This is a genomic window from Pedobacter sp. JY14-1, assembly GCF_029269825.1.
GTDB lineage: Bacteria > Bacteroidota > Bacteroidia > Sphingobacteriales > Sphingobacteriaceae > Pedobacter.
This window is the reverse complement of the sequence record NZ_JARJHU010000009.1, coordinates 38,829-64,170: the sequence shown is the minus strand read 5'-3', so window position 1 is coordinate 64,170 and position 25,342 is coordinate 38,829. Positions and strand designations below refer to the sequence as shown.

The 25,342-nt window shown below is 45.6% G+C and carries 20 protein-coding genes and 1 pseudogene; 10 read left to right on the top strand and 11 right to left on the bottom strand.

The features are described 5' to 3' along the window. Positions 1-28: 28 nt before the first annotated feature. From P2W84_RS17370 to P2W84_RS17345, 6 genes are all read right to left on the bottom strand, one after another. The gene (locus P2W84_RS17370) at positions 29-2,341 is read right to left on the bottom strand and encodes a PAS domain S-box protein (protein WP_276091433.1); all 2,313 of its coding nucleotides are present in this window, start codon (positions 2,339-2,341) and stop codon (positions 29-31) included. A 97-nt stretch (positions 2,342-2,438) separates the two neighbouring features. Beyond that, positions 2,439-4,025 carry a PAS domain S-box protein gene (locus P2W84_RS17365; protein ID WP_276091432.1) on the bottom strand — a complete coding sequence of 529 codons (1,587 nt, stop codon included), beginning with the start codon at positions 4,023-4,025 and terminating at the stop codon, positions 2,439-2,441. A gap of 122 nt (positions 4,026-4,147) precedes the next feature. Further along, positions 4,148-5,311, bottom strand: a complete 1,164-nt coding sequence (locus P2W84_RS17360; RefSeq protein WP_276091431.1) for an NAD(P)/FAD-dependent oxidoreductase — start codon at positions 5,309-5,311, stop codon at positions 4,148-4,150. Between the two features lie 29 nt (positions 5,312-5,340). Then, positions 5,341-6,096, bottom strand: a complete 756-nt coding sequence (locus P2W84_RS17355; protein WP_276091430.1) for an AraC family transcriptional regulator — start codon at positions 6,094-6,096, stop codon at positions 5,341-5,343. Positions 6,097-6,098: 2 nt separating this feature from the next. Continuing rightward, complete coding sequence (locus P2W84_RS17350; RefSeq protein ID WP_276091429.1) at positions 6,099-7,808, bottom strand: serine hydrolase domain-containing protein; 1,710 nt, start codon at positions 7,806-7,808, stop codon at positions 6,099-6,101. Between the two features lie 67 nt (positions 7,809-7,875). Then, entirely contained in the window at positions 7,876-8,721 is an 846-nt protein-coding gene (locus tag P2W84_RS17345; RefSeq protein WP_276091428.1) for a sulfurtransferase, read from the bottom strand. Between the two features lie 83 nt (positions 8,722-8,804). On the opposite strand from P2W84_RS17345, the gene P2W84_RS17340 reads away from it, so the two are divergent. The 4 genes from P2W84_RS17340 to P2W84_RS17325 all read left to right on the top strand — a co-directional run bounded on the left by P2W84_RS17340 (position 8,805) and on the right by P2W84_RS17325 (position 12,563). After that, positions 8,805-10,346: a glycoside hydrolase gene (locus tag P2W84_RS17340; RefSeq protein WP_276091427.1), complete on the top strand. Its 1,542-nt coding sequence runs from the start codon at positions 8,805-8,807 to the stop codon at positions 10,344-10,346. Positions 10,347-10,421: 75 nt separating this feature from the next. Continuing rightward, positions 10,422-10,874, top strand: a complete 453-nt coding sequence (locus P2W84_RS17335) for a carboxymuconolactone decarboxylase family protein (RefSeq protein ID WP_276091426.1) — start codon at positions 10,422-10,424, stop codon at positions 10,872-10,874. Between the two features lie 58 nt (positions 10,875-10,932). Further along, complete coding sequence (locus tag P2W84_RS17330; protein ID WP_276091425.1) at positions 10,933-11,274, top strand: YciI family protein; 342 nt, start codon at positions 10,933-10,935, stop codon at positions 11,272-11,274. 50 nt (positions 11,275-11,324) lie between these two features. Then, positions 11,325-12,563, top strand: coding sequence for a DUF6596 domain-containing protein (locus P2W84_RS17325; protein ID WP_276091424.1), 1,239 nt, complete (start codon positions 11,325-11,327; stop codon positions 12,561-12,563). Here P2W84_RS17325 and P2W84_RS17320 read toward each other — a convergent pair. The 3 genes and pseudogenes from P2W84_RS17320 to P2W84_RS17310 all read right to left on the bottom strand — a co-directional run bounded on the left by P2W84_RS17320 (position 12,560) and on the right by P2W84_RS17310 (position 14,459). Next, positions 12,560-13,624 carry a cellulase family glycosylhydrolase gene (locus P2W84_RS17320; protein ID WP_276091423.1) on the bottom strand — a complete coding sequence of 355 codons (1,065 nt, stop codon included), beginning with the start codon at positions 13,622-13,624 and terminating at the stop codon, positions 12,560-12,562. The two genes, P2W84_RS17325 and P2W84_RS17320, sit on opposite strands and share 4 nt — an antisense overlap. Positions 13,625-13,648: 24 nt before the next feature. Then, positions 13,649-13,786 (bottom strand): annotated as a pseudogene (locus P2W84_RS17315) (gfo/Idh/MocA family oxidoreductase); the annotation flags it as partial. Between the two features lie 55 nt (positions 13,787-13,841). Further along, on the bottom strand, positions 13,842-14,459 hold the full coding sequence (locus P2W84_RS17310; RefSeq protein WP_276091422.1) for a competence protein: 618 nt from the start codon (positions 14,457-14,459) through the stop codon (positions 13,842-13,844). A 232-nt stretch (positions 14,460-14,691) separates the two neighbouring features. Between P2W84_RS17310 and P2W84_RS17305 the strand changes: the two genes are divergently transcribed. Together P2W84_RS17305 and P2W84_RS17300 are read left to right on the top strand one after the other, a co-directional pair. Next, a complete protein-coding gene (locus P2W84_RS17305; RefSeq protein WP_276091421.1) occupies positions 14,692-16,281 on the top strand; it encodes a LamG-like jellyroll fold domain-containing protein in 1,590 nt (529 codons plus the stop codon). Positions 16,282-16,325: 44 nt separating this feature from the next. Further along, positions 16,326-17,885: a glycoside hydrolase family 76 protein gene (locus P2W84_RS17300; RefSeq protein WP_276091420.1), complete on the top strand. Its 1,560-nt coding sequence runs from the start codon at positions 16,326-16,328 to the stop codon at positions 17,883-17,885. Positions 17,886-17,919: 34 nt separating this feature from the next. On the opposite strand, the gene P2W84_RS17295 is transcribed toward P2W84_RS17300, so the two are convergent. Together P2W84_RS17295 and P2W84_RS17290 are read right to left on the bottom strand one after the other, a co-directional pair. Further along, positions 17,920-18,318, bottom strand: a complete 399-nt coding sequence (locus P2W84_RS17295; protein WP_276091419.1) for a DUF2784 domain-containing protein — start codon at positions 18,316-18,318, stop codon at positions 17,920-17,922. Next, positions 18,315-19,943 carry a L,D-transpeptidase family protein gene (locus P2W84_RS17290; RefSeq protein ID WP_276091418.1) on the bottom strand — a complete coding sequence of 543 codons (1,629 nt, stop codon included), beginning with the start codon at positions 19,941-19,943 and terminating at the stop codon, positions 18,315-18,317. Before P2W84_RS17290 ends, P2W84_RS17295 begins: the two co-directional genes overlap by 4 nt. A 124-nt stretch (positions 19,944-20,067) precedes the next feature. Between P2W84_RS17290 and P2W84_RS17285 the strand changes: the two genes are divergently transcribed. From P2W84_RS17285 to P2W84_RS17270, 4 genes are read left to right on the top strand one after another with little or no spacing between them, the layout of a single operon-like run. After that, positions 20,068-21,066 carry a 2-hydroxyacid dehydrogenase gene (locus tag P2W84_RS17285; RefSeq protein WP_276091417.1) on the top strand — a complete coding sequence of 333 codons (999 nt, stop codon included), beginning with the start codon at positions 20,068-20,070 and terminating at the stop codon, positions 21,064-21,066. Between the two features lie 58 nt (positions 21,067-21,124). Further along, complete coding sequence (pta, locus tag P2W84_RS17280; RefSeq protein WP_276091416.1) at positions 21,125-23,221, top strand: phosphate acetyltransferase; 2,097 nt, start codon at positions 21,125-21,127, stop codon at positions 23,219-23,221. Positions 23,222-23,231: 10 nt separating this feature from the next. Continuing rightward, positions 23,232-24,395 carry an acetate kinase gene (locus tag P2W84_RS17275; protein WP_276091415.1) on the top strand — a complete coding sequence of 388 codons (1,164 nt, stop codon included), beginning with the start codon at positions 23,232-23,234 and terminating at the stop codon, positions 24,393-24,395. After that, on the top strand, positions 24,392-25,168 hold the full coding sequence (locus P2W84_RS17270; protein WP_276091414.1) for an endonuclease/exonuclease/phosphatase family protein: 777 nt from the start codon (positions 24,392-24,394) through the stop codon (positions 25,166-25,168). The genes P2W84_RS17275 and P2W84_RS17270 overlap by 4 nt, the downstream gene beginning before the upstream one ends. The last annotated feature ends 174 nt before the right edge of the window (positions 25,169-25,342 follow it).

Genomic DNA, 25,342 nt, shown 5'->3' with positions numbered 1-25,342 from the left:
GGCGATCGTTTTCTCTGCCAGAGGAATGTCACCGCGGCAGGCTAAACCAGAAGGTACTTCCCTTACCAAGCTCGCTTTCGGCACCTATCTTACCACCGTGCCGCTGGATGATCTCTGCGCTGATATACAGGCCGAGTCCCAGTCCGGATGCCTGATGAATGGTTTCCTCTACACGATAAAAGCGTTCAAACAAATTCTTTAAACGGTTGGGTGGAATACCCTGGCCATAGTCTGTAACCGACACTCTTAGATGACCGTCCTGCTGCTCTGCCCGAACTTCTATAACTAAGGAATCTGGAGCATATTTGATGGCATTGGTAAGGAAATTGGTAACGACCTGCGCGATCTGATGCTCATCCGCAAAGACTTCCAGATCGATGTCTCCGCTGATCCGGACTTCCTGTCTGCTCGCAAACTCGATAGGGCTGGCACAACTGGTCAGAAGTTCTCCAAGGATGAATTTTGTTTTGTTAAGTTTCAGTTGTTGCTGCTGTAGCCTGCTGACATTTAGCAAGTCATCAATCAGGGCACTCACCTGGTCTACGCTTTTTCCGGCTTGTAACAAAAGTTTGGGAACAAGCGGGTTTGCCGACTGGATGTCGTATTTATTTAGTAATTGTATCGCTGCCTTCAAACTGGTGATAGGCGTCTTCAGTTCATGACTGGCGATGCTGATGAAATCATCTTTTTGTTTTTGAAGTTCTTTCTGACTGGTAATATCTATACACACGCCTGCATGGCCGCTGAAATGCTGGTCACTGTTAACCTGAGGCTTTCCCCTTGTGGAAAACCACCTGAGGCATCCTGCAGCGTCGATAGTCCGGTACTCTGCTTCAAAAGCCTGTTCCTTATTTAAGGCATTCAGGTAGATTTCTGTGATACGCTGCAAATCTTCAGGATGTACTATCTCCAGCCAGCTGACCTTCCTGCTTTTTTCCAGGGTAAGTCCGGTCCAGTCCGTCCAAGTCTGGTTCACATAAGTAAGACTGCCTGTTTGATCGGCCAGCCATAACGCCGTAGGTGCTGCCGAGGTCACGTTCCTTAGCATTTGTTCGCTGTCGGCAAGGGCCTTCTTAGCGGCTAGTTCTGGCCTCAGGTCACGCATGATTGCCCCTATTCCTATCGGTTTTCCGGATAGCGGATCATCGATCCGTATAGTATAATTCAGAACGGGAAATACTTCCTTAGTTTGCAGGTGCCGTACTTGCATAACACCATCCCACTTGCCCTGGCTCATCACAGAAGACAGTACCTGTTCCTGAACATAAATAAAGTCTTCCGGCGTATGAAGTTCGGAAATCGGAGTTTCCTGTACCTCCAGATCGCTCGTAAAACCAAGCAGCTTTTTACCAGCTTCATTGATATAGCTGTTTTTTCCGTCTAGCTCCAGGAGCGCCATGAGGTCGACACTGTTGTCGGCTAACGCCTTAAGTTTGCGCTGGATTTCTTTATCATGGCGATGTTCTGTAAAATCAAATACAGTTCCGATGATGCGTACAGGTTGTCCTAGCTGGTTGTGCAATACCTTACCTTCCACCCTGGCCCATATAATGCCGCCGTCTGGTCTGACCAGCCTGGCTTCGTAGAATAGCTGCCCATTTTGCATGGCACGTTCCATAGCGCGCTCGCGAATACTTTTGTCTTCTTCATGTATGGCATTTTCATAGTCTGCTAAAGCTGCTGTTTCCGGGAAACCAAAAATCTTATCCATACGTCCTGAAGTGACGATCATGCGCTTCTGAAGATCTACATCGAACGTACCGAGATTTACAGCATCAGCAGCTAAAAGCAGGCGCTCCTCTGAATCCTCAAGTTCTGCGAGCGATTTCTCGAGCGCTTCTCTGACCACAAACATTTCATCATTTGTAGCTCTTAGTTCTTCACTACCGGCCTCCAGCTCTTCGTTTAACGAAAGGTATTCTTCATTGAGTGCACTGAGTTCTTCATTAGTAGCGGCCAGTTCCTCGATCGTTTGCTCCAGTTCAAAGACGGCTTTTACACGTGCGGTGATATCGACAGCAGTGCTTACCACACCATAGACTAACCCTTCGCGGTCACATAGGGGCTTAAAAGAATAGTCGAAATAAATCGGTTCAGGTTTCCCTTTAATCAATGTCATCTCCTGGCCCTCAGGATTACGACATTGGTCCCCGGTCTGGTAAACCCTCGTCAGAAATTCTGAAAAACCATTACGGCCGGCATCTGGAACGGCCTCAAGTAAGGGTTTACCAATTACCGTGGCATCTTTATTCCAGATCGCAAGCATCTGTTGGTTTACAGCTTCAATAATATGATCAGGACCTGTAAACACACAAGCTGCAATCGGCAAGGTGTTTACCATGGTTTGTTGGGCGTACGGGCTGAGCATCCTGCTAAAAATATGGAGGAAATATACTAAAATAGATAGACAATTTCTGTATGTAGGTTATGGTCTGTTCCTACATTAGCTCAATTACAGGGATCTCGTAAAGATGTGCTATTTGCAATAGCATTAAATAATCGATATCTGTATCGGCATGTTCCCATTTCAGGTACTTTTGCAGAGGAATCTGGAGCCATTCTGCAACTTGTTTCTGGGTCCAGCCCTTTAGGATTCTTAAATTCCTTAGATTGAGTGCGATAACGGTTATTTTGAGATTGTGGTCATATTCAGTTCTGTCTACGATCTCCTCAACTACTTTATCCAGTTCATATGCTGCATGTTTAAGATCGCCTGCAAATTCAGTTTTCTCATTTGAGGACAGTGTTTCTTCTGACATTAAGGATGCCAGGCCGATGATCCTGGCTAAGGGCCCCCGGACCTTGTGGGACTGTATCCAGGAGATTTGTCTTAGCCGATTATTCTGGGCCTCTATTTCCTTCATCTGTTTGATCTGGTCGGTAATGTCCTGCATAGAACCGATCATCCTGACGGCCTCTTCCTCTTTGTTGAATATAATAAAAGCCCTGTCCAGTACATTTTTATATTCGCCGTCTGCGCACTGGAACCGGTAACTCACCTTAAGCCGCTGTTTTTTCTTTTCTATCAGCCGGTTCATCTGACTTGTCACGAGTTCCAGATCATCCGGATGGACCTTACTCATCCACCAGGCCTCGCTATACGTGGTCTGCCGGTATCCAAAGATGCCCCTGATGCCCTGGTTCCAGACTATAGTTCCTGAAACGATATCCCAGTCCCAGATGGCATCACTGGTTGCTTTGGATACAATATCAAACCTCGCTATGCTTTCTGCCATTGAATTCTCGGCCATTACCTCCTTGGTCCGGTCTATTGCCATGACCAGCCGGGCGTTATATCCCTCAAAGCTGATGGAATTGCCTTCGACAAGGGCATAAATGAGCTCGCCGTCTTTCTTTTTATGCCGTACATAGCTTTTGCTATGGGCTCCGGCTTTTACATCCTCTGTCAGGATGCGTTCCAATGAAGGGATGTCTTCAGGTAGTCGGATGTCCCTGATGTTCATGTTCAGGAATTCCTCACGCTGATATCCGTACTGACTGACTGCAGCTTCATTGACATCAAGGAAACGGCCGGTATCCAGATCATATACCCATTGTGGTACAGGACTGAAATTGAACAGTTCACTGTATTTCTGTTTCTCTTGATTTAAAAGCTCAAGTGCTTTCTTACGTTCGGTGATGTCCTTAAAATAAACCGAAAGCCCCTGACCGGATGGAAAAGCAGCAACTTCTACCCAAAGGTCTTTCGGTGGAAAATATTCTTCAAAACGCACAGAGACGTTTTCTTTAACGGCCCTGTGGTACTCGCTGTAAAATCTTAAGGGAATCGCCTCCCTGAACACCTGCCATAAGTTCTGGCCGATAATCTCTGTACGGGAAAGCGAAAGAAGCCGCTCTGCTTCCTTATTGAAATAGGTTACTATCCAATCCTGATCGACCTCAAAAAAGCCGTCTGTAAAGCTCTCCAGAATATTGGATATCCTTTTCTGGTATTCGCGTAACTGCAGCTTATAGTTCCGTTCATCCGCGTCTGAGTGGTTCCCTAAAGATTTATCTGCATGCATAGGGTAAGTAAAATTGCCGTCTAAAAATACAACCAAAAATACTTACGTATGTTTGTTTTTTAAATAAAGTAACCTTTGGGCTGTGGTAACAGGTATATCACGCAAGCGTACAGGTATCTGCCTTAGGAGTATCCGCTGAAAAAATTAAGCATGGTTTGCAACGCATTTGTGGAATGCATCCTTTCTCCATTTTCAAGCGATTCCCGTGCAATGGCCGCGGCTCTTTCACGCATGTTTACTTCGTAATGGGAAATGGCCTCCAATGTACTATGGTATACTCCGGAAGTCAGGCATTCGCTGAGTTCAAGGGCATCGAGCATGGCCATATTTACGCCTTCGCCGGCAAAAGGAGGCATAACATGAGCTGCGTCACCGATCAGTGTGAGATTCGGCTGCGCTTTCCAGGTCTGATCGAATGGAATGCAATAGATCGGACGGGGAATCATCGGCATTTCGCTATTTTCAAAAAGTTCATACCAGATATCGCTCCATTCATGGTAAGTCGTCTTAAACCAGGCCATCAACTGTCCGCGGTCGGCAAAATTCAGACCGGACGACGCAGCCCAGTCCTTTTCGACCTTGAGGCTTGCGTAAAAGCCAATTTCTCCGTTACCCTTCTGGCCGATCAGCAGGTTCCTTTCGTTTCCGAAGGCCATGATCTTTCCGCCCCTTAGCAGGGCATCAACTTGAGGAGTAGCCTCCTTTGCATTGCAGATCAGGCCTTCGAGCATGGTGATGCCAGAATAAAAGGGCTTACTGTCTGTAACATATGGACGGACCTTGGAATTCGCGCCATCGCCGGCAATGACCAGGTCCGAATAGACAGATCTACCATTCTTAAAATGTAGCAGCCAGCCCTCATACTCAGGATCCATGCCCAGGAAATGACTATCCCAAACCACTGTTTCGGATGCCAGGGATTCCAGCAATATCTTCCTCAGTGCGCCGCGGTCGATCTCCGGGCGGAAATGTGTATGTCCAAAGTTTTCCGCAGGCTTATCATCATGATCACTGAAAAATATCTCGGCCAGTTCATTGGTAATGACTTCACGGTCTGCACCTACCATATAATTCTGTTTGAAGGCTTCCAGCAGACCGGCCTTGCGTAAGGCCGACAGGCCTGACTCCTCATGCAGATCCAGAGGAGCGCCCTGCACGCGGGCATCTTTATTCAAGTCCCGTTCATATACCTTAACGTCCAGACCTTTCAGTTGTAAAAGCCTGGCAAGGGTAAGTCCCCCTGGGCCACCACCCACAATGGCGATTTGTTTGTTCTGTAATTCCATGTTTTCAATTTTTGATTGATCACACAAAATTATTGCTGCTTCAGAACGGATAATAGTATAAATCGGTCGTTTTCGTTTTTGGAGAGTTCTTTAGGCACGACACCAGAAAACTTCCTGATCTTTTTAATAAAATGGCTTTGATCAGCAAAGTTTAGTTCGGGAAACAGCTTACCCTGGCAAATATGTTCAAGCGAAGTCCTGAACCGCAGAATGTCGCAATAGGATTTAAGCGAGAGCCCCAGCTGCGCGGCGAAATACCGGTTGATCTGCCTGCTGCTCCAGGAAACGCTTTTTGAAAGTTCCTTTACGCTCAGTTCGCCTTTAGATGTATAGATCAGGTTGAAAAGTCTGCGTTTACGCTCATCCATTTCCACGGGCAGGCGGTCTGAGATTTTTTGAATTGCCCATTTATGGAAGGTATCAAAATCTTTCAGGTCTTCGTCCCTAAAACCCCAAAAGTCGTCAGGAAGACCGATCGCACTATTTAAAAAACCGGCAATAGGTGTCTGAAGAATATATTCGACGGCAAGCGGCTTGAAGCTGATCGTATAGGCAAGGATTTTGGCTGGGATAATTCTTTGTTCAGCCGCTGTTTCGAGCCCGATCAGCAAGGGCTGAAAGAAACCTAATCCTGAACGCATGAAAAACAGGTCGATCCGGCCATCCGGTAACAGTACAGCTTCCTTCGGGTTATCGGAAGGATTATGGAACATGCCTATGCTTTCGACAAAATCGGCAACGGGCCCTTCAGGCTGACAGAACTGGTATCGGAAGTCGGCTGCCATTTTTAATCTATCTTATTGAATAGCAAATGCATTACACGGCCATCGTTTACTTCAAAACCAGTGATCTGGTTGGTATTGTTACGTAAGACCTTCAGGTGTGCCATCCACCAGAATGCCGTACGAAGATGATCCTCTCCGGTAAACTTTATGGGAGTGTCATCGTATTTGACATTGGTCAGTACCAATTCATGGCCTTTCAATGCGATGCCGTACTTGCAGTCCAGTTCCGGGGAATAATAGGTGCCGGCGTAGGCCTGCAATTGCTTATCTGTAGGATGAAAGTCCAATGTATACTTTTTAAAGATCTGCCCTCCCGGCCAGCATTCACGAACAATGGTGTCACCTGTCCTGGTTACACTGAATATGAATTTGAGGTCAGGTTCTGATGCAGTCTGGAAGGTGTCTTTCTTTAATTTTAAGAGCAGTTCCGTCCTCCCTTGTCTTTCTCCGTACAATTTCTGGCCGGTAATCCTGAAATGATACTGTGCACCATCATCTGCAAGGTAGTCTCCCAAAAAACGCTTAATGGCAGGTATATCTTTTAAGACCGCATTACTTGTATCCGGAACAACCCTCTTATTGACAGGAACTCTAGATATTGTCTTCTCCTTAATGAACAATCCGGCCATTTCATAGAATTTGCCCATATTAAAATCACCTAGGTTACTGAAGAGTATAAAACCCATTTTCAGTTCTGGAAATGAGGCTACAGCGGTCCGATACCCCGCATCGGCACCATTATGGGTGTATTGCTTCCAGCCTTTGAAGTTGTTAACTACAATACCCAGGGCATAATCGATGGTTTTTCCATTGTTGAGTTTTCCCTTTTCAGTGAGTGTTTGTATATCTTCTGCCTCGCCTACCCTATGCATGTAAAAATTTGCGATCCATTTTGCCATATCGCTGACATTGGTAAAGAGACTGGTAGCGCCCGCATTAGAATAGGACAATATGCTGTTGCTAAACCCTTTGCTCCCTGAATAATAAGAATACGAACGATTCTTTACAACTTCGGTATAATCATCATGGAAATGGGTATTTTTCATACCAAGTGGTCGGAAGATGGCAGAATCGGTAAACTGTCTGAGACTCTGCCCTGTAACAGACCTGATGATTTCGGCCAGCATGGTGTATCCGCTGTTGGAATAGCTGTATTGTTCGCCAGGCCGGAAGTTGAGCGCACGTTGTTTTTGCAAGATTTTAACAATATGTTCTTGCTTAATAACATCGTCGATCCTGGTTCCGGATATGGCCAGCAATTGCCACTGGTCCCTGATACCGCTGGTATGATTGAGCAATTGACGGACGGTGATGCTGGATTTGAGGTCCGGAAACCAGGGAAGGTATTTCCGGATATCTTCGTCAAGTCCGATTTTACCTTGTCTGGCCAGTAAAACGATCGCATATGCCGTAAACTGCTTGGAAACCGAGGCCATGTGGTATATGGTACCAGGAGTATTGGTAATGTCATATTCAATATTGGAAAGGCCATAACCTTTTGCGTAGATCACCGAATCATTACGGACGATTCCGATTACACAGCCGGGGCTGCTGGGTTTATTCCATTGATCAAATATTGCATCTACTTTCCCTGCTAATGAATCGGGCAGTACGGACAACGTCTGACCCGATACAGACGCCGGTTTCAGCAAACAGAGTGCCGGTAAAATAAGGGCCATAATCCTTAGGGCCATATGAGAATTGCGGTACATAGGATGGTTTTAGTTTAGCAATTAATTATTTTCCGGCGATGGCAAAAGCGAACGATTGCACTACAACCTATAGTTCACTGGCCTGTTCTTTATCATTTCTGCTCCATTCGCTCCAGGACCCTACATATAGTTTAGGTATAGGTAAACCAGCATAGTCCAGTGCTAAAAGTGTATGACAGGCCGTAATGCCTGAACCGCAATGGACGATCGTATGATCAGCAGGAATACCCGCAAATGCCGCAATGTATTTATGACAAAGTTCCTCAGGAGCCCGAAAGGTGCCCTCTGGGTTCAGGTTTTCTGTAAATGGAATATTTATCGCACCGGGAATGTGTCCTGCAACAAGATCTATAGGTTCGGTAAGACCGGCATACCTCGCGGCATCACGGACATCGATGACCAGATGATCCTCAGATCCGGAGACATGCGCTACTTCATCCATATCTGCCAGAGACAACTCCCATTTGGCTGGCATGGGATAAGGTTCTATTTCTTTTGCCCTTTCTTCTTTTGAAGATACCGGAAAACCGAATTTTATGGCATGCTCAAAACCGCCGTCAACAACTTGGACCTTTTTATGCCCTATTGCCCTGAGCATCCACCATAATCTTGCCGCCGCATTTGCGCCCTGCTTGTCATCGTAGACAATAACGTGACTGTCTTTACCGATCCCCAATCTTTGCAGTACCCTGGCAAACCTTTCCAATGATGGCAAGGGATGACGCCCTCCCTTTGCGAAATCGCCGATCTCGGCAAGATCGATGTTTACATCAGCAAACAAGGCCCCTTCGAGGTGTCTCATGCGGTAACGTTCGGCTGAACCCGCACTTGCGTCGATAATGACAATTTCCTCATTATTGTTCAGTCTGATCAACTCCTGTAGCTGTATAACTGGAGAAATATGCTTGTCCATTTTTCTTCTGTTTAGTACTGTTATAATTGCCTGTATCTTCATGTGAAGTGGCAATAAGCCAAATATAACTGTATTTTTAAGGCATGAACCCAATCAGTCTAAAAACATATGCTCCCGCCGTCGTTCTGCTGGTGTGTACTTGCGTGTTTCCTGGCTTTGGCCAAAATAAGGAAATAAGGGTAACCATAGACCTGTCAGAGACCTACCAGGCCATTGATAACTTTGGTGCATCAGATGCATGGGGATGCCAGTTTGCAGGTAATTGGCCTGATGAGAAGAAAGAGAAGATAGCTGACCTGCTTTTTAGCAACCTTAACTATCCTGACGGCTCGCCAAAGGGTATTGGGCTAACGATGTGGAGGTTCAATATCGGTTCGGGTAGTGCTGAACAGGGTGAAAAAAGCGGGATAAGGGATGAGTGGCGGCGTGCGGAATCTTTTCTGAATGACGATGGAAGTTATAACTGGCAAAAGCAGAAAGGACAAATATGGTTTCTAAAGGCTGCAAAAAAGAGAGGGGTTTCTCAGTTTCTCGCCTTTACCAACAGTCCGCCGGTCCAGTTTACGGTCAACGGCAAAGCTTTTGCTACTCAGGGTAAAACCAATATTTCCATGGACCGGTATGGTGACTTCGCCGGGTTTCTGGCCAGAACGATAAAGGGCATACAGCGGTTGAGCAGGGTAAATATTGGCTATATCAGTCCGGTGAACGAACCTCAGTGGGATTGGAGCGATGGAGGCCAGGAAGGATGTCCTTACGACAATGTTGAAATAGCAGGTTTGGTGAAATCGATAAGCAACGCATTTTCAGCCGCGAAAATAAGCTCGGGGATTATTATCGGTGAGGCGGGAAAAATAGACTATTTGCTGAGCATGGCAGATAAACCAAGAAAGGGAAACCAGATCAGGGAGTTTTTCAACCCTGCTTCTGCCAGCTATATCGGTAACGTTCCGGGACTAGTTCCCATAATTACCGCACATAGTTACTTCACAACTTCTCCGGCTTCATTTGCCGTAAATCTGCGCAGTAGGTTGCGTGACAGTATCGGCAAGATAACAGGTCTCAGGTTCTGGCAATCTGAGTACTGTATTCTGGGCAACAATAACGGAGAGATCAATGGTAGCAAACGGGATCTGGGTATTAATGCAGCATTATACGTAGCAAAGGTAATCCACCGTGACCTGGCAATTGCAAATGCATCTGCCTGGCAATGGTGGACGGCTGTTTCTGCATACGATTATAAGGACGGCCTCATTTATATAGATAAAGACAAAGAAAACGGCAGCTTTTACAGCAGCAAAATACTCTGGGCACTGGGAAACTACAGCAGGTTTATAAAACCTGGTTCCGTGCGTGTTGGGGCTGGAATTTCTACGAAGCAGCAAGTGGAGTCATTATTGGTTTCGGCTTACAGGAAAGGACAAAATCTCTCCGTAGTAATGGTCAATACCGGTGAAGATACACTCCATGTTAAACTTTCCGGGGTCAGCAGCAAACTAAACACAACAGCAGCCTATTTAACTTCAGCTACATCAGACCTGAAGTATAGCGCAACAGAAAGTACTGGTGCTATGGTTCCGCCGAGGTCTATTGTAACGGTAATAGCAAAAATATCCTCCATGTAGAATAAATTTTTAAAAATTTGTCCAATATCTGGCTCTTGGTTGTCATTGGATAAAACATCAAAAACAAATTATCACATGGAAAAGAGAATCAACATCTTCGCAAAAGGACAAAATCACCTGAAACATCTACTGGAGCTGGGGCGTGAGCTTAAAAAGTCTACCCTGGGAACCGGCCTCCTGGAACTGGTCCACGTCAGGGTTTCACAAATCAACCAATGCGCATATTGTATTGATATGCATTATAAGGATGCCCGGGCAAATGGCGAAACTGAACAAAGGCTTTATGGCCTGAGTGCCTGGAGAGAGGCCCCTTACTATAGCGATCGTGAACGGGCGGCATTCGCCTGGGCTGAGGCAGTAACTGCGGCACATGTTTCAGACGAGGTGTATAACGAAGCCATCAGCCAGTTCTCTGAGCTGGAACTTGTTGAACTTACACTGACCATCACAACGACCAACGCCTGGAACCGTATTAACATCGCATTTCCTCACGGCGTAGGGACCTATAAAGTTGGCATGTTTGGTTAGCAATAACAGTTTGGTCTATATTTAAAACATCAATTATTTAAAAATGAGTGATTTTTTAATGATTTTCAGAAGGGACTTTGTCACTCCCGAAGTACAACCCAGTGAAGCTCAGTACAAGAAACATATTTTGCAGTGGCAGGATTGGCTGGGCAGCCTGGCAGCCCAAAACAAGCTTTCACGGCCTTTACAGCGTTGGGATTCAGGTGGGCGGGTCCTGAAACCGGACCATAGCGTCACAGACGGACCCTATGCGGAAATCAAGGAGTCGATCGGTGGCCTGGTCATCATTAAGGCAGACAGCTATGATGAGGTTGTGGAAATTGCCAGGGGCTGTCCGATTCTGAGTGTCGGTGGCACCGTAGAGATCCGGCAGGGTTTCCAGGCTTTGGATCTGGTCTGAGGCTATGGTCATAAAAAAAAATGCCGTGTATATTTACATGGCATTTTTTTATGGACAATAACGGATTATTACAACAGCTTTTCAGGTCGGAATACAACAAGATTGTTTCGGTATTATGCCACCGTTTTGGTATCAAGCATATTGAAAATGCAGAGGACATCGTTAGTGAAACTTTTCTGGCTGCTTCAGAGCACTGGGAGCTCAGGGGTATTCCTGAAAACCCAGCCGCATGGCTGTTTACCGTAGCGAAAAACAAGACCAGGAATCTGCTTAAGCGTCATTCGCTATTTGAACAGAAACTGACTCCGGAATTCAAGGCCGGACAGCCCCTTTATGAAGACATGGTGGAGATTGATCTGTCTGAAAAGAACATTAGTGACAGCCAGCTGGCAATGATATTTGTAGTCTGCGATCCTGTTAACTCTGTTGATGTCCAGGTAGCCCTGGCACTGAATTTATTGTGCGGCTTTGACATACAGGAAATTGCCGATGCATTCCTGTCCGGCAGGGAAGTGATCTATAAACGGATACAGCGCGGGAAACTGAAGCTGAAGGAAGCGGGGATCAAGGTCGAACCGCCGGGAAAACAACAGATAGCCGACCGGAAAAAAGCAGTGCTTACAACATTGTACCTGTTGTTTTCTGAAGGTTATTACTCAGCTTCACAGCATGTAACTCTGAGAAAGGATTTCTGCCAGGAAGCGATGCGGCTGGCTTATTTGCTGGTTAGCCATGAGCGGACCAACGGGCCGGAAGTGAATGCATTGCTTTCACTTATGTGCTTTCATGCATCCCGGTTCGAGGCGAGGACGAATGAGCAAGGTGAGCTGATATTGTATCAGGATCAGGATGAATCGCTCTGGGACATGGCCTTAGTTGAAAAAGGCGCTTATTTTCTCGGCCAGGCTGCGTCGGGAGAGCAACTGAGCAAATATCATCTGGAAGCCGGTATCGCCTACTGGCACACGCAGAAACAGGACACCCGCGAAAAATGGGAAAACATCCTTCAGCTGTACAATCAGCTACTGATCCTGGAATATTCACCTGTTGCCGCATTAAACAGGACCTTTGCGCTGGGCAAAGCTAGAGGTAACGAAGAAGCGATCGCAGAAGCGGAAAAACTAGGTCTTACGGACAATCACTTCTATCACACCTTGCTTGGCCATCTTTATACTGGAATGGACAATGACCTGGCAATAGCACATTTTAAAAAGGCGTTGGGCATTGCCAGGAGCAATAACGACAGGCAACTGATATTAAAGAACATAAAAGCGGTCACTTCCCGTTAGAACTGCTGCAGCAAGCTAAGCATTTTACGATCGAGCCGGTGCCCCTGATAATCTTCGTAATCAACGTCTGTCCGTTCGCTGTCCAGTATTCCAAAAGTTCCCCTGAAATTCCAAAGTGACCAGCCCCAACCATTTTCCCTGAAGATCTCAAGATTGTCCTTCATCCATGACAAAGCAACTTCATGAGGTGTGTAGTGATAGGCTCCCCACTCTCCTACATGCACACCAGCTCCCTGGCCCTGAATTTCCTTCCATGGATTAAAGATCTCCCGCTTCAGACGTTCTTTGTCCCAACGGTCATTTCCATTCGGGTACAATGGCCAGGTTGGTTCAGCCCAGTCCGCATTTACCCAGTTGGCCTTGTAATGGCTCACCTGCATAGGTGCATAGCCCCTTGTGCTTTGCCCGACATTGAGTTTGATGGCACCGGGTACAGGTTGGGTACCGTATTGGAGCCCGTCAATAATGATCAGCCTGGATGGGTCTTCTTTACGGATGGTTTCGGCGATACGGTTGATGACACGCAGGTAATCCTGTTCATCTACTTTTGAAGGCTCGTTGATCAGGTCGAAACTTAGTTTTTTACTGCTGATACCTTTATACCTTCTGGCAAAGTGCTGCCAGTGAAAGGCAGCAGCTTCCAGTGCTTTTTCATCCTTCCATAAATTAAATGGTTCTTCCGGAGGATTAACACAATAACCTGGTACTCTGTGTAAATTGAGGTTTACATGTATTTTATATTTATCTCCGTAAGCGATCGCCTGGTCAATTTCTTTAAGTACGGACTCGTCCATTTTCAACCAGTCAGACGGCTTTGACCAGCAATGATAAGACATCGGTAATCTTGCAAAATCAAACTCCCATTCCTTCATCATCCTGAAATCGGCTTCTTTGAATGGCTGGTTCACATCACCGTTAAATTTCTCGAGAAGGTTGAAGCCTCTCCATCGGGGTAGTTTGTTGGCAGGACTAAAGACCATACCGGCTGACGCGACTGCCGGGGCGAGGAGCCCGCCGACCGCGAGGCCGGAACTAATTTGCAGGAATCTTCTTCTTTTCATGTTTTTATATTTTTTGGCTGATCACTATATACTCCATTCCTTTCGTAACTTCCTGCTCAACAAAAAGTTTGCTTCCTTATCGTTAAATCTTCCTTTAACCGGATCCCATTTAAGCGAACGTTTGAGCGCGTATGCAATGTTACCGATATTACATACAGTAGCTGTGCGGTGGCTGAACTAAGCTATGAATTTTACCGGACTTTTACAGCGGGCGAACTTAAAGCGTACCGGCCGTATATTTCTGGATAAAAGATTTGCGGGTAATCATGTGCAGATAGGGATAGTTTCCGGATATCTGCGTGCGTTGTTTTAAATAATATAGAAAATGTCCCCCTAGATCGACAACAATAGGGCACCTGGCCTCATACCATACCCTGTGCGGATGTTTCCAGCAAAATGAATAATAGCAGGTGGTCATTGGTATCGAACACAATTCCGGATGATGGAAACTGAGCCGTCTGGTTGAGCCGTCCCGGAGTTCGGACGTCCGGTACACGGCCAAATGGTCACTATGGGAAAAATCATACGCTGACAGCTTTGGATCATCTACGTCGGGTAAATGTTTAAGTATCCTAAACCCTTTGAATTTCTTACCATTGAGTACCCAGATGAGTTTAGGATAAAATGCCTCCCTGCTCCTGAGTTCTTCCAGTGTAATCGGAGAATTCTGAAACTCTATCGCTGTTCCGCACAAGGTATAGACATCCGCACGGTGAAATCCTCCCTGAAGCTCATCTGCAAAGCTGACCTCCCTGAAGCCCTCGGGAAAAGCCTTCTTCCAGTCGCGGTGCCAGGGAGTTTCTCCCTTTAGGAATAAGCTTAGGTCCGTATTCATGGTTTACAAAGAGATGGAACAAAATTAGTCCAATTGAACAATCGTTCAAAATTCTGTGCAATTAAACAGTAGTAAAACGTTTTATCAAATTATTTGCATACCTGATGCCCAATATGTACTTTAGGCTAAACCAAATATTAAATCCCTGATGAACGATCTCTGCCTGCTGGCTTTCACTGGCCATTAGCTTTCCCTGAATTAACCACCATTAACCAAATAACCAACCATTTTTATGCTAAAAAAGAATCATATCCTATTCTTATTTATGGTCTTTCAGTTGCTGATCATTCAGGGCTGCTCGAAGAAAGACCCGGAATTTAACATCGTAGAACTGAAGCTCGAACAGACCGGGATCTCTCTTACTCCGGATAATAGCCTGAACGTCACAATTGAAACCGGAAACGGAGATTATACTGTAGTATCTTCCAATGATCAGGTAGCACAGGCTAATGTATCAGGGAACGTAATTACCATCAAGGCGACGACAAGGGAAGACAGGGCAAATGCAGTGATCGTAGTAACAGATAAGATGTTCAAACGTGCAACTATTGATGTTTCTGTTACGAAATTGCTTGAACTTACGTTGAATAGTAATGAGCTAGTGCTTGAAGCCGGCGTACCGGGAAAAAATGAGGCGACCATCTCAGTTAAAACGGGGAATTTTGGATATAAAACCAAACTGCTGGACAATGCCGCTGATATCGTGCATATTGATGCAGCAAAGCTGGAAACTTATGGTAAATTTACCGTAAAGGCGCTTAAAGCAGGAACAGCGAAAATTAAGGTATCTGATGTTAAGGGAAAGGATGCTATTCTGATTATCTCCGTGACTTCGCCTGCAGGAGTCGTCACGGATAAGTCTTCGGTTAAGCTTGCGGCTGTTCAGGGGACCGGGCAAGTAACCATTACCGGAGGTAACGGAGGTTACCGGGCTATAGTTGCAAACCCTTTGGTAGCTAAGGCTGTGGTAAATGGTAATATAGTCACCATCAAGGGAAAGATAAATGGTGCTACAACCGTAGACATTATTGATAATAAAGACCAGAAAACTACTGTAAATGTTATTGTAGAAGGTCCGGCATATGCCATGAACTTCAGCGATCAGTATTTTGGCTATGCAAATTTTACAGATATAGGTATTGTTGACCAGTCGGTAAAGAGGCTAAAGAAGGTTACCTTCGAGATGACCTGTAAAATTGATGGTTACCGGGGTCTTCAGACCTTTATGGGACTAGAAGGAAAACTGATTATCCGGGGAAAAAATGATGACTATAAAGACACCCACCCGATACAGATTGCCGGTCTTGGTGATAAGATCATGCTGGAGAGCACTACCAGCTTCAAACTGAACGAATGGATGAATATTACCTTGGTTGTCGATTGCGACCAGCAGGATATAAGGGAAAAATATAAGCTATACATCAATGGTATACAGGATGTACTGGTTATTGCAAGACAAGATGAGACTCATACAACAGTAGACCTGACTTCCAGCGCCGATGGCAACAGGTTTGAAATAGGCCGAGCTTTTGGACAGGATTTTCGGGCCATGAGGGGAACAGTCTCAGAAGCCAGGGTATGGACTGTCGCACGTACTGCCCAGCAGATCAAAGATAATATGTGTGGGCTTTCGGGACAGAATAATAACGGCCTGCTTGCCCGGTGGGATTTCTCTGCCGGTACCGAAACAGGATACATCCAGGACAGCAATGGTGGAAAATACGAAACCAACCTGATCCTTGCCAATGCAAAATCGGGCAATAATTATGATCAGGTCAAAGTACCCAAACTCGTGTTCGTAAGTAAAGGATGTCCTGATTAATCTGTATCTATTATTGCGCAAACCATAAACTTAAGATCCTTAAAATGAAAAAAATAACATATATCATATTATTATCGTGCCTTGCCTTTACAGTTGTATTGACCAGTTGTAAAAAAAGTAAGGAGGTTGAACTGTCGCAAGACGGTGTAGGAAAGTCAGTCAAGCAGGTCATTTATCTGAAGGTTGTTCCAACGACGGAGGAAAATGAGCTTGAGGTAAGCTGGAAAAATCCGGATGACGACGCATTGATCAAAGCTGAGGTTTCCTTTAGCCCGGTAGCACAGGGAAGCGCAAAATCTTCCCCAAATCCAATAGTGGTGAATGCAGCTAAAAATGCAGAGATGAAAATGAACATCATGGTTCCTGGCCATGAAAAATATACGATTAGTGTAGTCACCATCAACAGTGCCGGCTACCGGTCTGAGCCTGTTACGATGCAGGCAACTCCATATTCTCCTGTTGCCCCAGATATGACACCGGTATTTTTGAAAAGGGCAGATACATTAATGACGGCATTAGTAAAATTATACCTGGATGGCAAGGCAAGGGACATTTGGACTTCAAACTATCCTTTTACAGATGGTTACTGGGACGGAGCAGCAGTTATATGGGGACATGGAGGAGCTTTTTCCGGTTATGCAGCGCTTAAGGAAGCCGCTGAAGCATATCCTGTTTATAAAGATAAGATTGCAAGGATCTATGATGACAGGTTACTTAAGGGTATCGACCAGTTCAGGAATACCCGGAATGGTAAAAGGGAAGCTTATGCTGTATATCCCGGTGCTGGCGACGAGCGTTATTATGATGACAATATATGGGTAGGCATAGACATGACTGATCTTTATTTGCTAACTAAAGATGTAAAATACCTGACCAGGGCCAAACTGGTCTGGAATTTTATCCTGGCAGGAACCGACAACGTTATGGGCGGCGGCGTTTACTGGAAAGAAGATGGAAATTCGAAGAATACCTGCTCTACTGCTCCTGCAGCGGTGTTTTCGGCAAAGCTCTACCTCGCGACAAATGAACAGGATTACCTAAACAGTGCCAAATCATTGTATGCCTGGGTTAAACAAACACTTCAGGATCCTTCAGATTATTTGTACTGGGACAATGCGCGCTTGTCAGATCAAAGCAACCCAAATTCAGCGCTGGTCATTGCCAGGGATAAATACAGTTATAATTCGGGTCAGCCGATGCAGGCGGCTGCTTTGTTGTATAAGATAACTGGAGAGCAAACTTATCTTAACGATGCACAAAACATCGCAAAGTCTGCGTATCGAAAATGGTTCGTACCCTTCAATTCATATACACTTGGAGAATCTTTCAGGATTCTGGATCCTGGACATGTTTGGTTCCAGGCGATCATGTTCAGAGGCTTTATTGAACTGTATAAGCAGGATGGGAATGCAACTTACGTGAGGGCTTATCAGAAAACGATGGCCAATGCCTGGTTGTCCAGCGCGCGTAACCGGTCTACAAACCTGATCAATGGTGATTTCCGTGGCGGTACAACGCAAAACAGCTGGGAAATACTGCACGAAGGCGCATGCCTGGAAATGCTTTCCCGGCTTGCTTTGCTGGAGCATGAAGGGTTGAAGTAATGTCTTAAAGGCCCGGACATTTTTGCCCGGGCTTTTAAACTGATTTTTTCCTGGGAAGGAAGAAATTCAGATAAACTGAAAGTACGACTGCCATTGCAAAGCCTGCTGCAGTGAACCAGTCAATCAGATCAGAACTGATATTGCTGCCTGTTATTTTATCGGCTAAATATTTTATAAAAGATGAGGGAAGATTTTGTTCACCAAGGTGTTCCTTCAGTTGCCATTGCCAGTCAGTTACCGGACAATATCCGATGCCAAACCACATGCCGAGGATAAGCCAGCATCCTGCAGTGACACAGACCGCAACGAAATGTACCTTCCTGGTTTTCGGCCATATCCAGCCCAGAAGGTCAAAGCCCACGATCAGTAAATGGACTATGGTTAACAGGTAGTCGAGCAAACGTAACGCTGTCAGAACTGCTGCTATTTTCATAAATAAAGAAGATTACTTAAACGCTGGTCAAGTTTATAAATATCCTTTCTGAAGTTAAGACGGCCGTCGCGGTCTACAAACGCCGTAAAATAAGCAATAAAGACCGGCACACGCTTTTTTAAGGTTACATACCTCTCCTTACCGGCATGCATTGCAGCACTGATCTTATCATCGCTCCATTGTACGGTATCTTTCAGCAGAAAAGAAGCCAGCCTGGCCGGGTTGCTTACACGGATACATCCATGACTGAAGGCCCTGGATGATTCGCCGAAGAGAGATTTGGAAGGCGTATCATGCAGATAGATGTTGTAACTATTGGGGAACATGAATTTGACAAGTCCGAGGGAATTTTCAGGCCCCGGTTTTTGCCTGATGACAGGAAGTCCTCCTTCGATACCCGTTTTCTCCATATTGTGTTTCCTCAGGTAATTCGGGTCACGTTTCATGGCCGGGATTACCTCCTGTCTCAAGATACCTGGCGGCACATTCCAATAAGGGCTGAAGACGATATATTGTACTTCTCCATAAAATACGGAAGTCTGGTGCATAGTCTGGCCGACGACTACATTGGTACTCCACAGCAAGCTGTCTGCATGATAAACATGAAGTTTGTATTCCGGAATATTGACGCCTAGATAATCGCCTTCTAAACTCACAGGCATCCACCTGCTCCGTTCCATATTCACCAATAGCTGCGAAATTCTGACGGCGGGGCTCACATTGAGTTCATAAAGTGTTTGCTTTCCTATAGTTCCGTTATTTTCCAGCCCGTGACGTTCCTGAAATTGTTTTACCGCCAGCAACAGCGTATCATCATATAAAGTACCCGTCGTGTCGCCCTTAAAATCCCCGAGAAGAAATAATCGTTGTCTTACCTTTTTAACGAGATCGGCATTGCTTCCTGGTTTTACCAGATCTTCGGCAGCCAATTTGGTCCAGTCTTCCCTTGCATTCAGGTCCCTGTATTTTGATAAATAAGATCTCAGCAAATTGTACTGACGGTATACTGGCCCTCCCGTAAAGAACTCATCTGCCGGTTTCCTTAGCATACTATCAAGATAAGCCTGATAAGACACCTTCTTTCTTGGCAGAAACCAGCTTGCCTTCTTACTGATATCCGGATCGGCACCATCCCAGGCATACCTTGAAAAAACAAAGTACTGGGCAGTAAGCATCAGCTCCAGTTCTGGATCGGCAACCTTCTTCCCGACTGATACCTCCTGTCTCAGGGAATCAAGTTGCTTCCGGTAAGGGATAGACTTGCTGATCCCCTCGGCTCCGATATTGGTTACCCTGTTGATCAGGTTACCTGCCTGTTCGATCAGGGTATCGCCCTCAAACCAGGCGTATGCATATTTACGTTCCTGGTAGAATTCCCTGATACCGGAGGTATCTGTATTGAATACAGGATATTTCTCCAGAAAGATAGCTATCCTGGCACTGTCCAGGAGTAGGTCTTTCTGTTCGCTGAAGTTTCCTTTAATAGTCTGATCCCAGTTGCGGGTTACGGTTTCCTTCCTGCTGATCTTTTGTGTCTTATCCCTGCACCCCGCAAACCACACGGCAATAACGATCAGGTTTAGAAAGAAGCACCTTAAGCTAATGTTAATCTTTTTTACAGGCATTTTATGGGGTTATGTAAAATTGAAGATAAAAACATTTTCCGGTTCATATGCTTAGTGATGTACATCATATATCAACTGATATCTTTAACTTAACTTGCATACCCGTTAATTTAATTGATCAGCTATGAGAATCGCTTTTTTTTCTGCAAAACCTTATGATAGGATGTTCTTTAACCAGTGTAATGAAGGTTACGGCTTCCAGATCGATTACTGGGAAACGCATCTGGGTCCTCATGTAGTCAGTGCAATAGAAACAGGCACAGATGCAGTGTGTGTGTTTGTAAATGACAGGCTGACTGCAGATGTGATCGGTGTCCTGGCAGACAAAGGCGTAAAAGTTATCGCATTGCGCTGCGCCGGATTTAACAACGTAGATCTGGATGCTGCAAGGAAAAGGAATATACAAGTATGCCGTGTACCCGCCTATTCTCCTGAAGCAGTGGCTGAGCATGCCGTGGCTATGCTATTGACGCTGAACCGTAAAACACATAAGGCTTATAACCGGGTCCGGGAACAGAATTTTGCGCTCAACGGATTGCTGGGTTTCAATCTTCATGGCAAAACTGTCGGCGTTGCAGGTACGGGTAAAATCGGAAAAGCCTTCTGTCGCATCATGCTTGGATTTGGATGCCGGGTACTAGCCTTTGACCCCTTTGAAGATGAGGAACTGAAGACACTTGGTGTACAATATTTACCAATGTCTGACCTGCTCGCTGCCGCTGATATCATTTCCCTGCATTGTCCGCTTACTCCTGAAAACCATTATATGATCAGCAATGAAGCACTGGAGAAAATGAAACAGGGCATCACCCTGATCAATACCAGCCGGGGCGGGCTGCTGAATACCAAGGATGTAATTGCAGCACTTAAGAAAGGTAAGATCGCTTATCTGGGCATTGACGTATATGAGCAGGAAGAAAAACTGTTTTTCAAAGATTTAAGTGGTTCGATCATTATGGATGATGATATTCAGCGGTTGATGAGTTTTCCGAATGTACTCGTAACCGGCCACCAGGCTTTCTTTACTGAAGAGGCCTTAACGGAGATCGCGTCGGTAACCCTGCATAGCATTTCTTTACTGGACAGTGGTAAACAACCTCAAAACGGCGAAATGCTTGTCTGAGAACTTTGAAGATGGGAAAACTGTTGCTATTACTATCTTTGAACAGAAAACCAGGTTTATGACCAAAAATATTTTTATCGCTTCCGCAGAACCTTACGTGGGTAAGTCAGTAATCGCCTTTGGCCTGATTAACATGCTGCTCACGAAAACGCAAAAGGTCGGTTACTTCAAACCCATAATAGCCCAGGAAGACCCGGACAAGAAGGACGAACACGTAGCCGCAATGCTCGGTTACTTTTCTCTTCCTGTCAACTATGAGGATGCCTTCGCATTTACCCGTCAGGGAATGATGCATCAGATCGACAATGAAGGAAACGCATCTGTGATCAATACAATTATAAGCAAGTACAAGAAACTTGAGGATAATTACGATTTTACGGTAATAGAAGGAAGCGACTTCCTTGGTGAAGGGATCGCATTTGAATTCGAATCTAATGCACTGATGGCAAAAAATCTTGGCGCCCCGGTCCTGATCGTAGTGTCGGGAAGAGGTAAGACGGCAAGCCAGTTATTCAAGTCGGCCATCAATATCTACCGTAACTTCCTTCAACGTGACGTACAGGTACTTGGCGTTGTGGCCAATATGGTTAATCCTGAGGAGGCAGAGCGGATCAGACAGGCCTTTCAGAACCAGCTTCCTGCTGAGCTGATGATCGCTGTTATTCCGGTAGAGACAGCGCTGCAAAGTCCGACGATGAAAGAGATTACAACGGCGTTAAATGCAGAAGTACTTTTCGGTGAGTCTTTGATGGACAATCAGGTGGACAACTTTGTAACCGGTGCAATGATGCTGCCCAATTTTCTGAAGCATATCAAGGAAAATGTCCTGATCGTTACCCCTGGTGACCGGGGTGACATCATCATTGGCGCCTTACAGGCTAACCTCTCGGCAAATTATCCCAAGGTAGCTGGTATTGTGCTTACGGCAGGAAGCCTGCCTGACGATCCTATGCTGAAGCTTATTGAAGGTCTGCAGACAGTAATACCGATCATATCTGTAAAAAAGGGCACTTTTGAGACAACCACGACCATAGGTGCGATACACTCCAGGATAACTATTGATGACAGGAAAAAGATCACTATGGCTATTGATCTTTTTGAACGTTACGTAGACAGTAAGGTGCTGGACAACAAAATCGTCACATTTAATTACACCGGCATTACACCGCATATGTTTCAATATCAGCTGGTCAAATGGGCGAAGCGGCAGAAGAAACATATCGTATTGCCGGAAGGAAATGATGAGCGGATATTGAAAGCGGTTGAAAAACTTATTGCACAGGATATTGTAGACATTACCTTGCTGGGCGATGCGACAGAGATCGGTGTGCTGGTGAAGAAGCTGGGACTGAACCTAGATCTGAATGCAGTACGCATACACAATCCGGCTACCTCGGAGCGATATGACGATTACGTCGAAACATTGTATATGCTTCGTAAGGCCAAGCAGGTCAATATGGAGATGGCAAGGGATATGATGACGGATGTTTCTTACTATGGAACAATGATGGTTTATAAGGGAGATGCCGATGGAATGGTTTCCGGAGCGGTACATACGACACAACATACCATAAGACCGGCGCTTCAGTTTGTAAAGACAAGGCCTGGTGTTTCTGTAGTATCATCTATCTTTTTTATGTGCCTTCCGGAACGCGTGGCAATTTTTGGGGATTGTGCAGTTAACCCTAATCCTACGGCGCAGCAACTGGCTGAAATTGCAATTTCATCTGCGGAAAGTAGTGCAAGGTTCGGAATTGAGCCGAGAGTAGCGATGCTCTCCTACTCTTCAGGGACATCAGGAGAAGGTGAAGATGTAGAACGGGTACGCGAAGCTACCGCTATAGTAAGGGCAAGGCATCCCGAACTTAAGATAGAGGGGCCGATACAATACGACGCAGCAGTAGACCCGCTGGTAGGCCGGCAAAAGCTGCCCGGATCTGAGGTAGCGGGACGTGCCAGTGTCCTGATATTCCCTGACCTGAATACAGGTAATAACACCTACAAAGCGGTACAACGGGAAACGGGCGCACTTGCAATCGGACCGATGCTGCAGGGTCTCAATAAACCGATCAATGACCTGAGCCGTGGTTGTACAGTTGACGATATCTTCAATACAGTGGTGATTACGGCGATCCAATGCCAGGACTTACAATAGGATACTGCAAATGAAAATTTTAGTGATCAATTCGGGCAGTAGCTCGTTAAAATACCAGTTGTTTGAGATGCCGGGGAAAATCCCGTTGACCAGCGGTTTAGTAGAGCGTATCGGTGAACGCGGAAGTGTGGTTCCGAACCACAGGGCGGCGTTGGAGCAGGTACTTGACCAGCTTTCTGAGGGTGAAGAACCATTTATTGAGAGCCCCGACGACATTATGGCGGTAGGTCATCGTGTGGTACATGGCGGTGAAGCTTTTTCGGATGCTGCAATGATAACGGACAAGGTGAAACAGCAAATCAGAAAGTTGTTCTCTCTGGCACCCTTGCACAATCCGGCAAATTACTCCTGTATTGAGGTAGCAGAGGAAACCTTCCCAAAGGCGGTACAGATCGCTGTTTTCGATACTGCATTTCATCAAAGTATCCTGCAGCAGGCCTACCGGTATGCAATACCCCGGTCCTATTACGAAGATTATGGCATAAGGGTTTATGGATTTCATGGCACAAGCCATAAATATGTAAGTGAACAAGCTGCGCTGTGGCTGGACAAGCCGGATGCAAAGCTGATCAGTATACATCTGGGAAATGGTTGTAGTATGGCTGCCATTGACAAGGGCAGGTCAATAGATACCACAATGGGTTTCGGACCCTTAAGCGGACTGATGATGGGAACGCGTTCGGGAGATATTGACCCTTCGGTCATCTTCCATTTGATGGAACATTCAGGATATACACTTGAACAGCTCAGTAAACTGCTCAATAAGCAATCCGGTTTGCTCGGCGTTGGCGGGACTGGAGATATGCGGGATATACGTCAGCGCATTGAAGAAGGCAACGAAGAAGCAAGACTTGCTGTAGATTTATATGTTTACAGGATCAAAAAATTCATTGGGGCATATACGGCAGTTTTGAATGGCGTTGATGCGCTGATCTTTACGGCGGGTGTCGGAGAGAATGATGCCGCAATACGCGCACTTTCGTGTTCAAACCTGGATTATCTGGGAATAAAGATCGACCCTGCAAAAAATACGGTACGGGACAAAATGTTACGGGATATCAGCCTTGATGGCTCCAGGGTTCGTATATTGGTCATCCCTACTAATGAGGAATATGAGATTGCCAGCCAGTGCTACAAAATGTTAAACCAGTCATCAGTTATCGAGGGCAAATGAAACTGTTCATTTTATTTATGCTGTTCCTCGTCATTCCCTTCGAGGGATTTTCGCAAAATATCCTGAAAGTAATGACTTATAATATCCATCATGCCAATCCGCCAGCCAGGAAAGATGTTATAGATATAGAAGCCATTGCAACGGTAATCAAAACTCAGGATCCGGATTTGGTTGCCCTACAGGAACTTGATGTAAACACCAGGAGGAGCGGCGGTGTCGATCAGGTTAGGAAGCTCGCGGAGTTGACAGGTATGCAGGCTTTTTTTTCAAAAGGTATTGATTATGAAGACGGAGCGTATGGTATTGCCATTCTTTCAAAATATAAGATCAGGAGTACAGAACGGTTCGCCCTGCCGTTTAAGGAAGGATTGAAATACGAACAACGCGCTCTTGCTGTCACAAGTGTAAATATACCCCATATAGGCCCGGTATATTTCGCCTGCACTCATCTGGACCTTAAGGACGAACACCGTATACTCCAGGTAATGGAGATCAACCGTATCCTGGGAGGCAGAAAGCAACCGGTGATATTGGCCGGTGATTTTAATTTCCAGGCTTCGAACCCCGCGATGAAAATAATGGAAGACAAATTTATACGAAGCTGTACGGTAGATTGTCCTCCGACTATACCCGACGTAGACCCTGTTTCCGAAATTGACTTTGTCTTCCTAAAGAAAGGCTCAAGACTCGATTTTCAAAAACATCAGGTGATTACCGGCATACATGCTTCCGACCACTTGCCGGTAGTAGTGACCATCGTTAACCAGAAATAAATCCTTACAGAAGTTTAATCATATCGCAACGCAGGATATCCAAGCAACCTGCGGTACTACCGTTGTTGTTTTCATAGTTTTTGCTTTAAGCTTATCCTTGGTTTTCAAACCTACGCTAAGTTAAGGTCTGTAAAGTTTTTACAGATGGCGTTAAACCGACAAAATAAGAGGCTG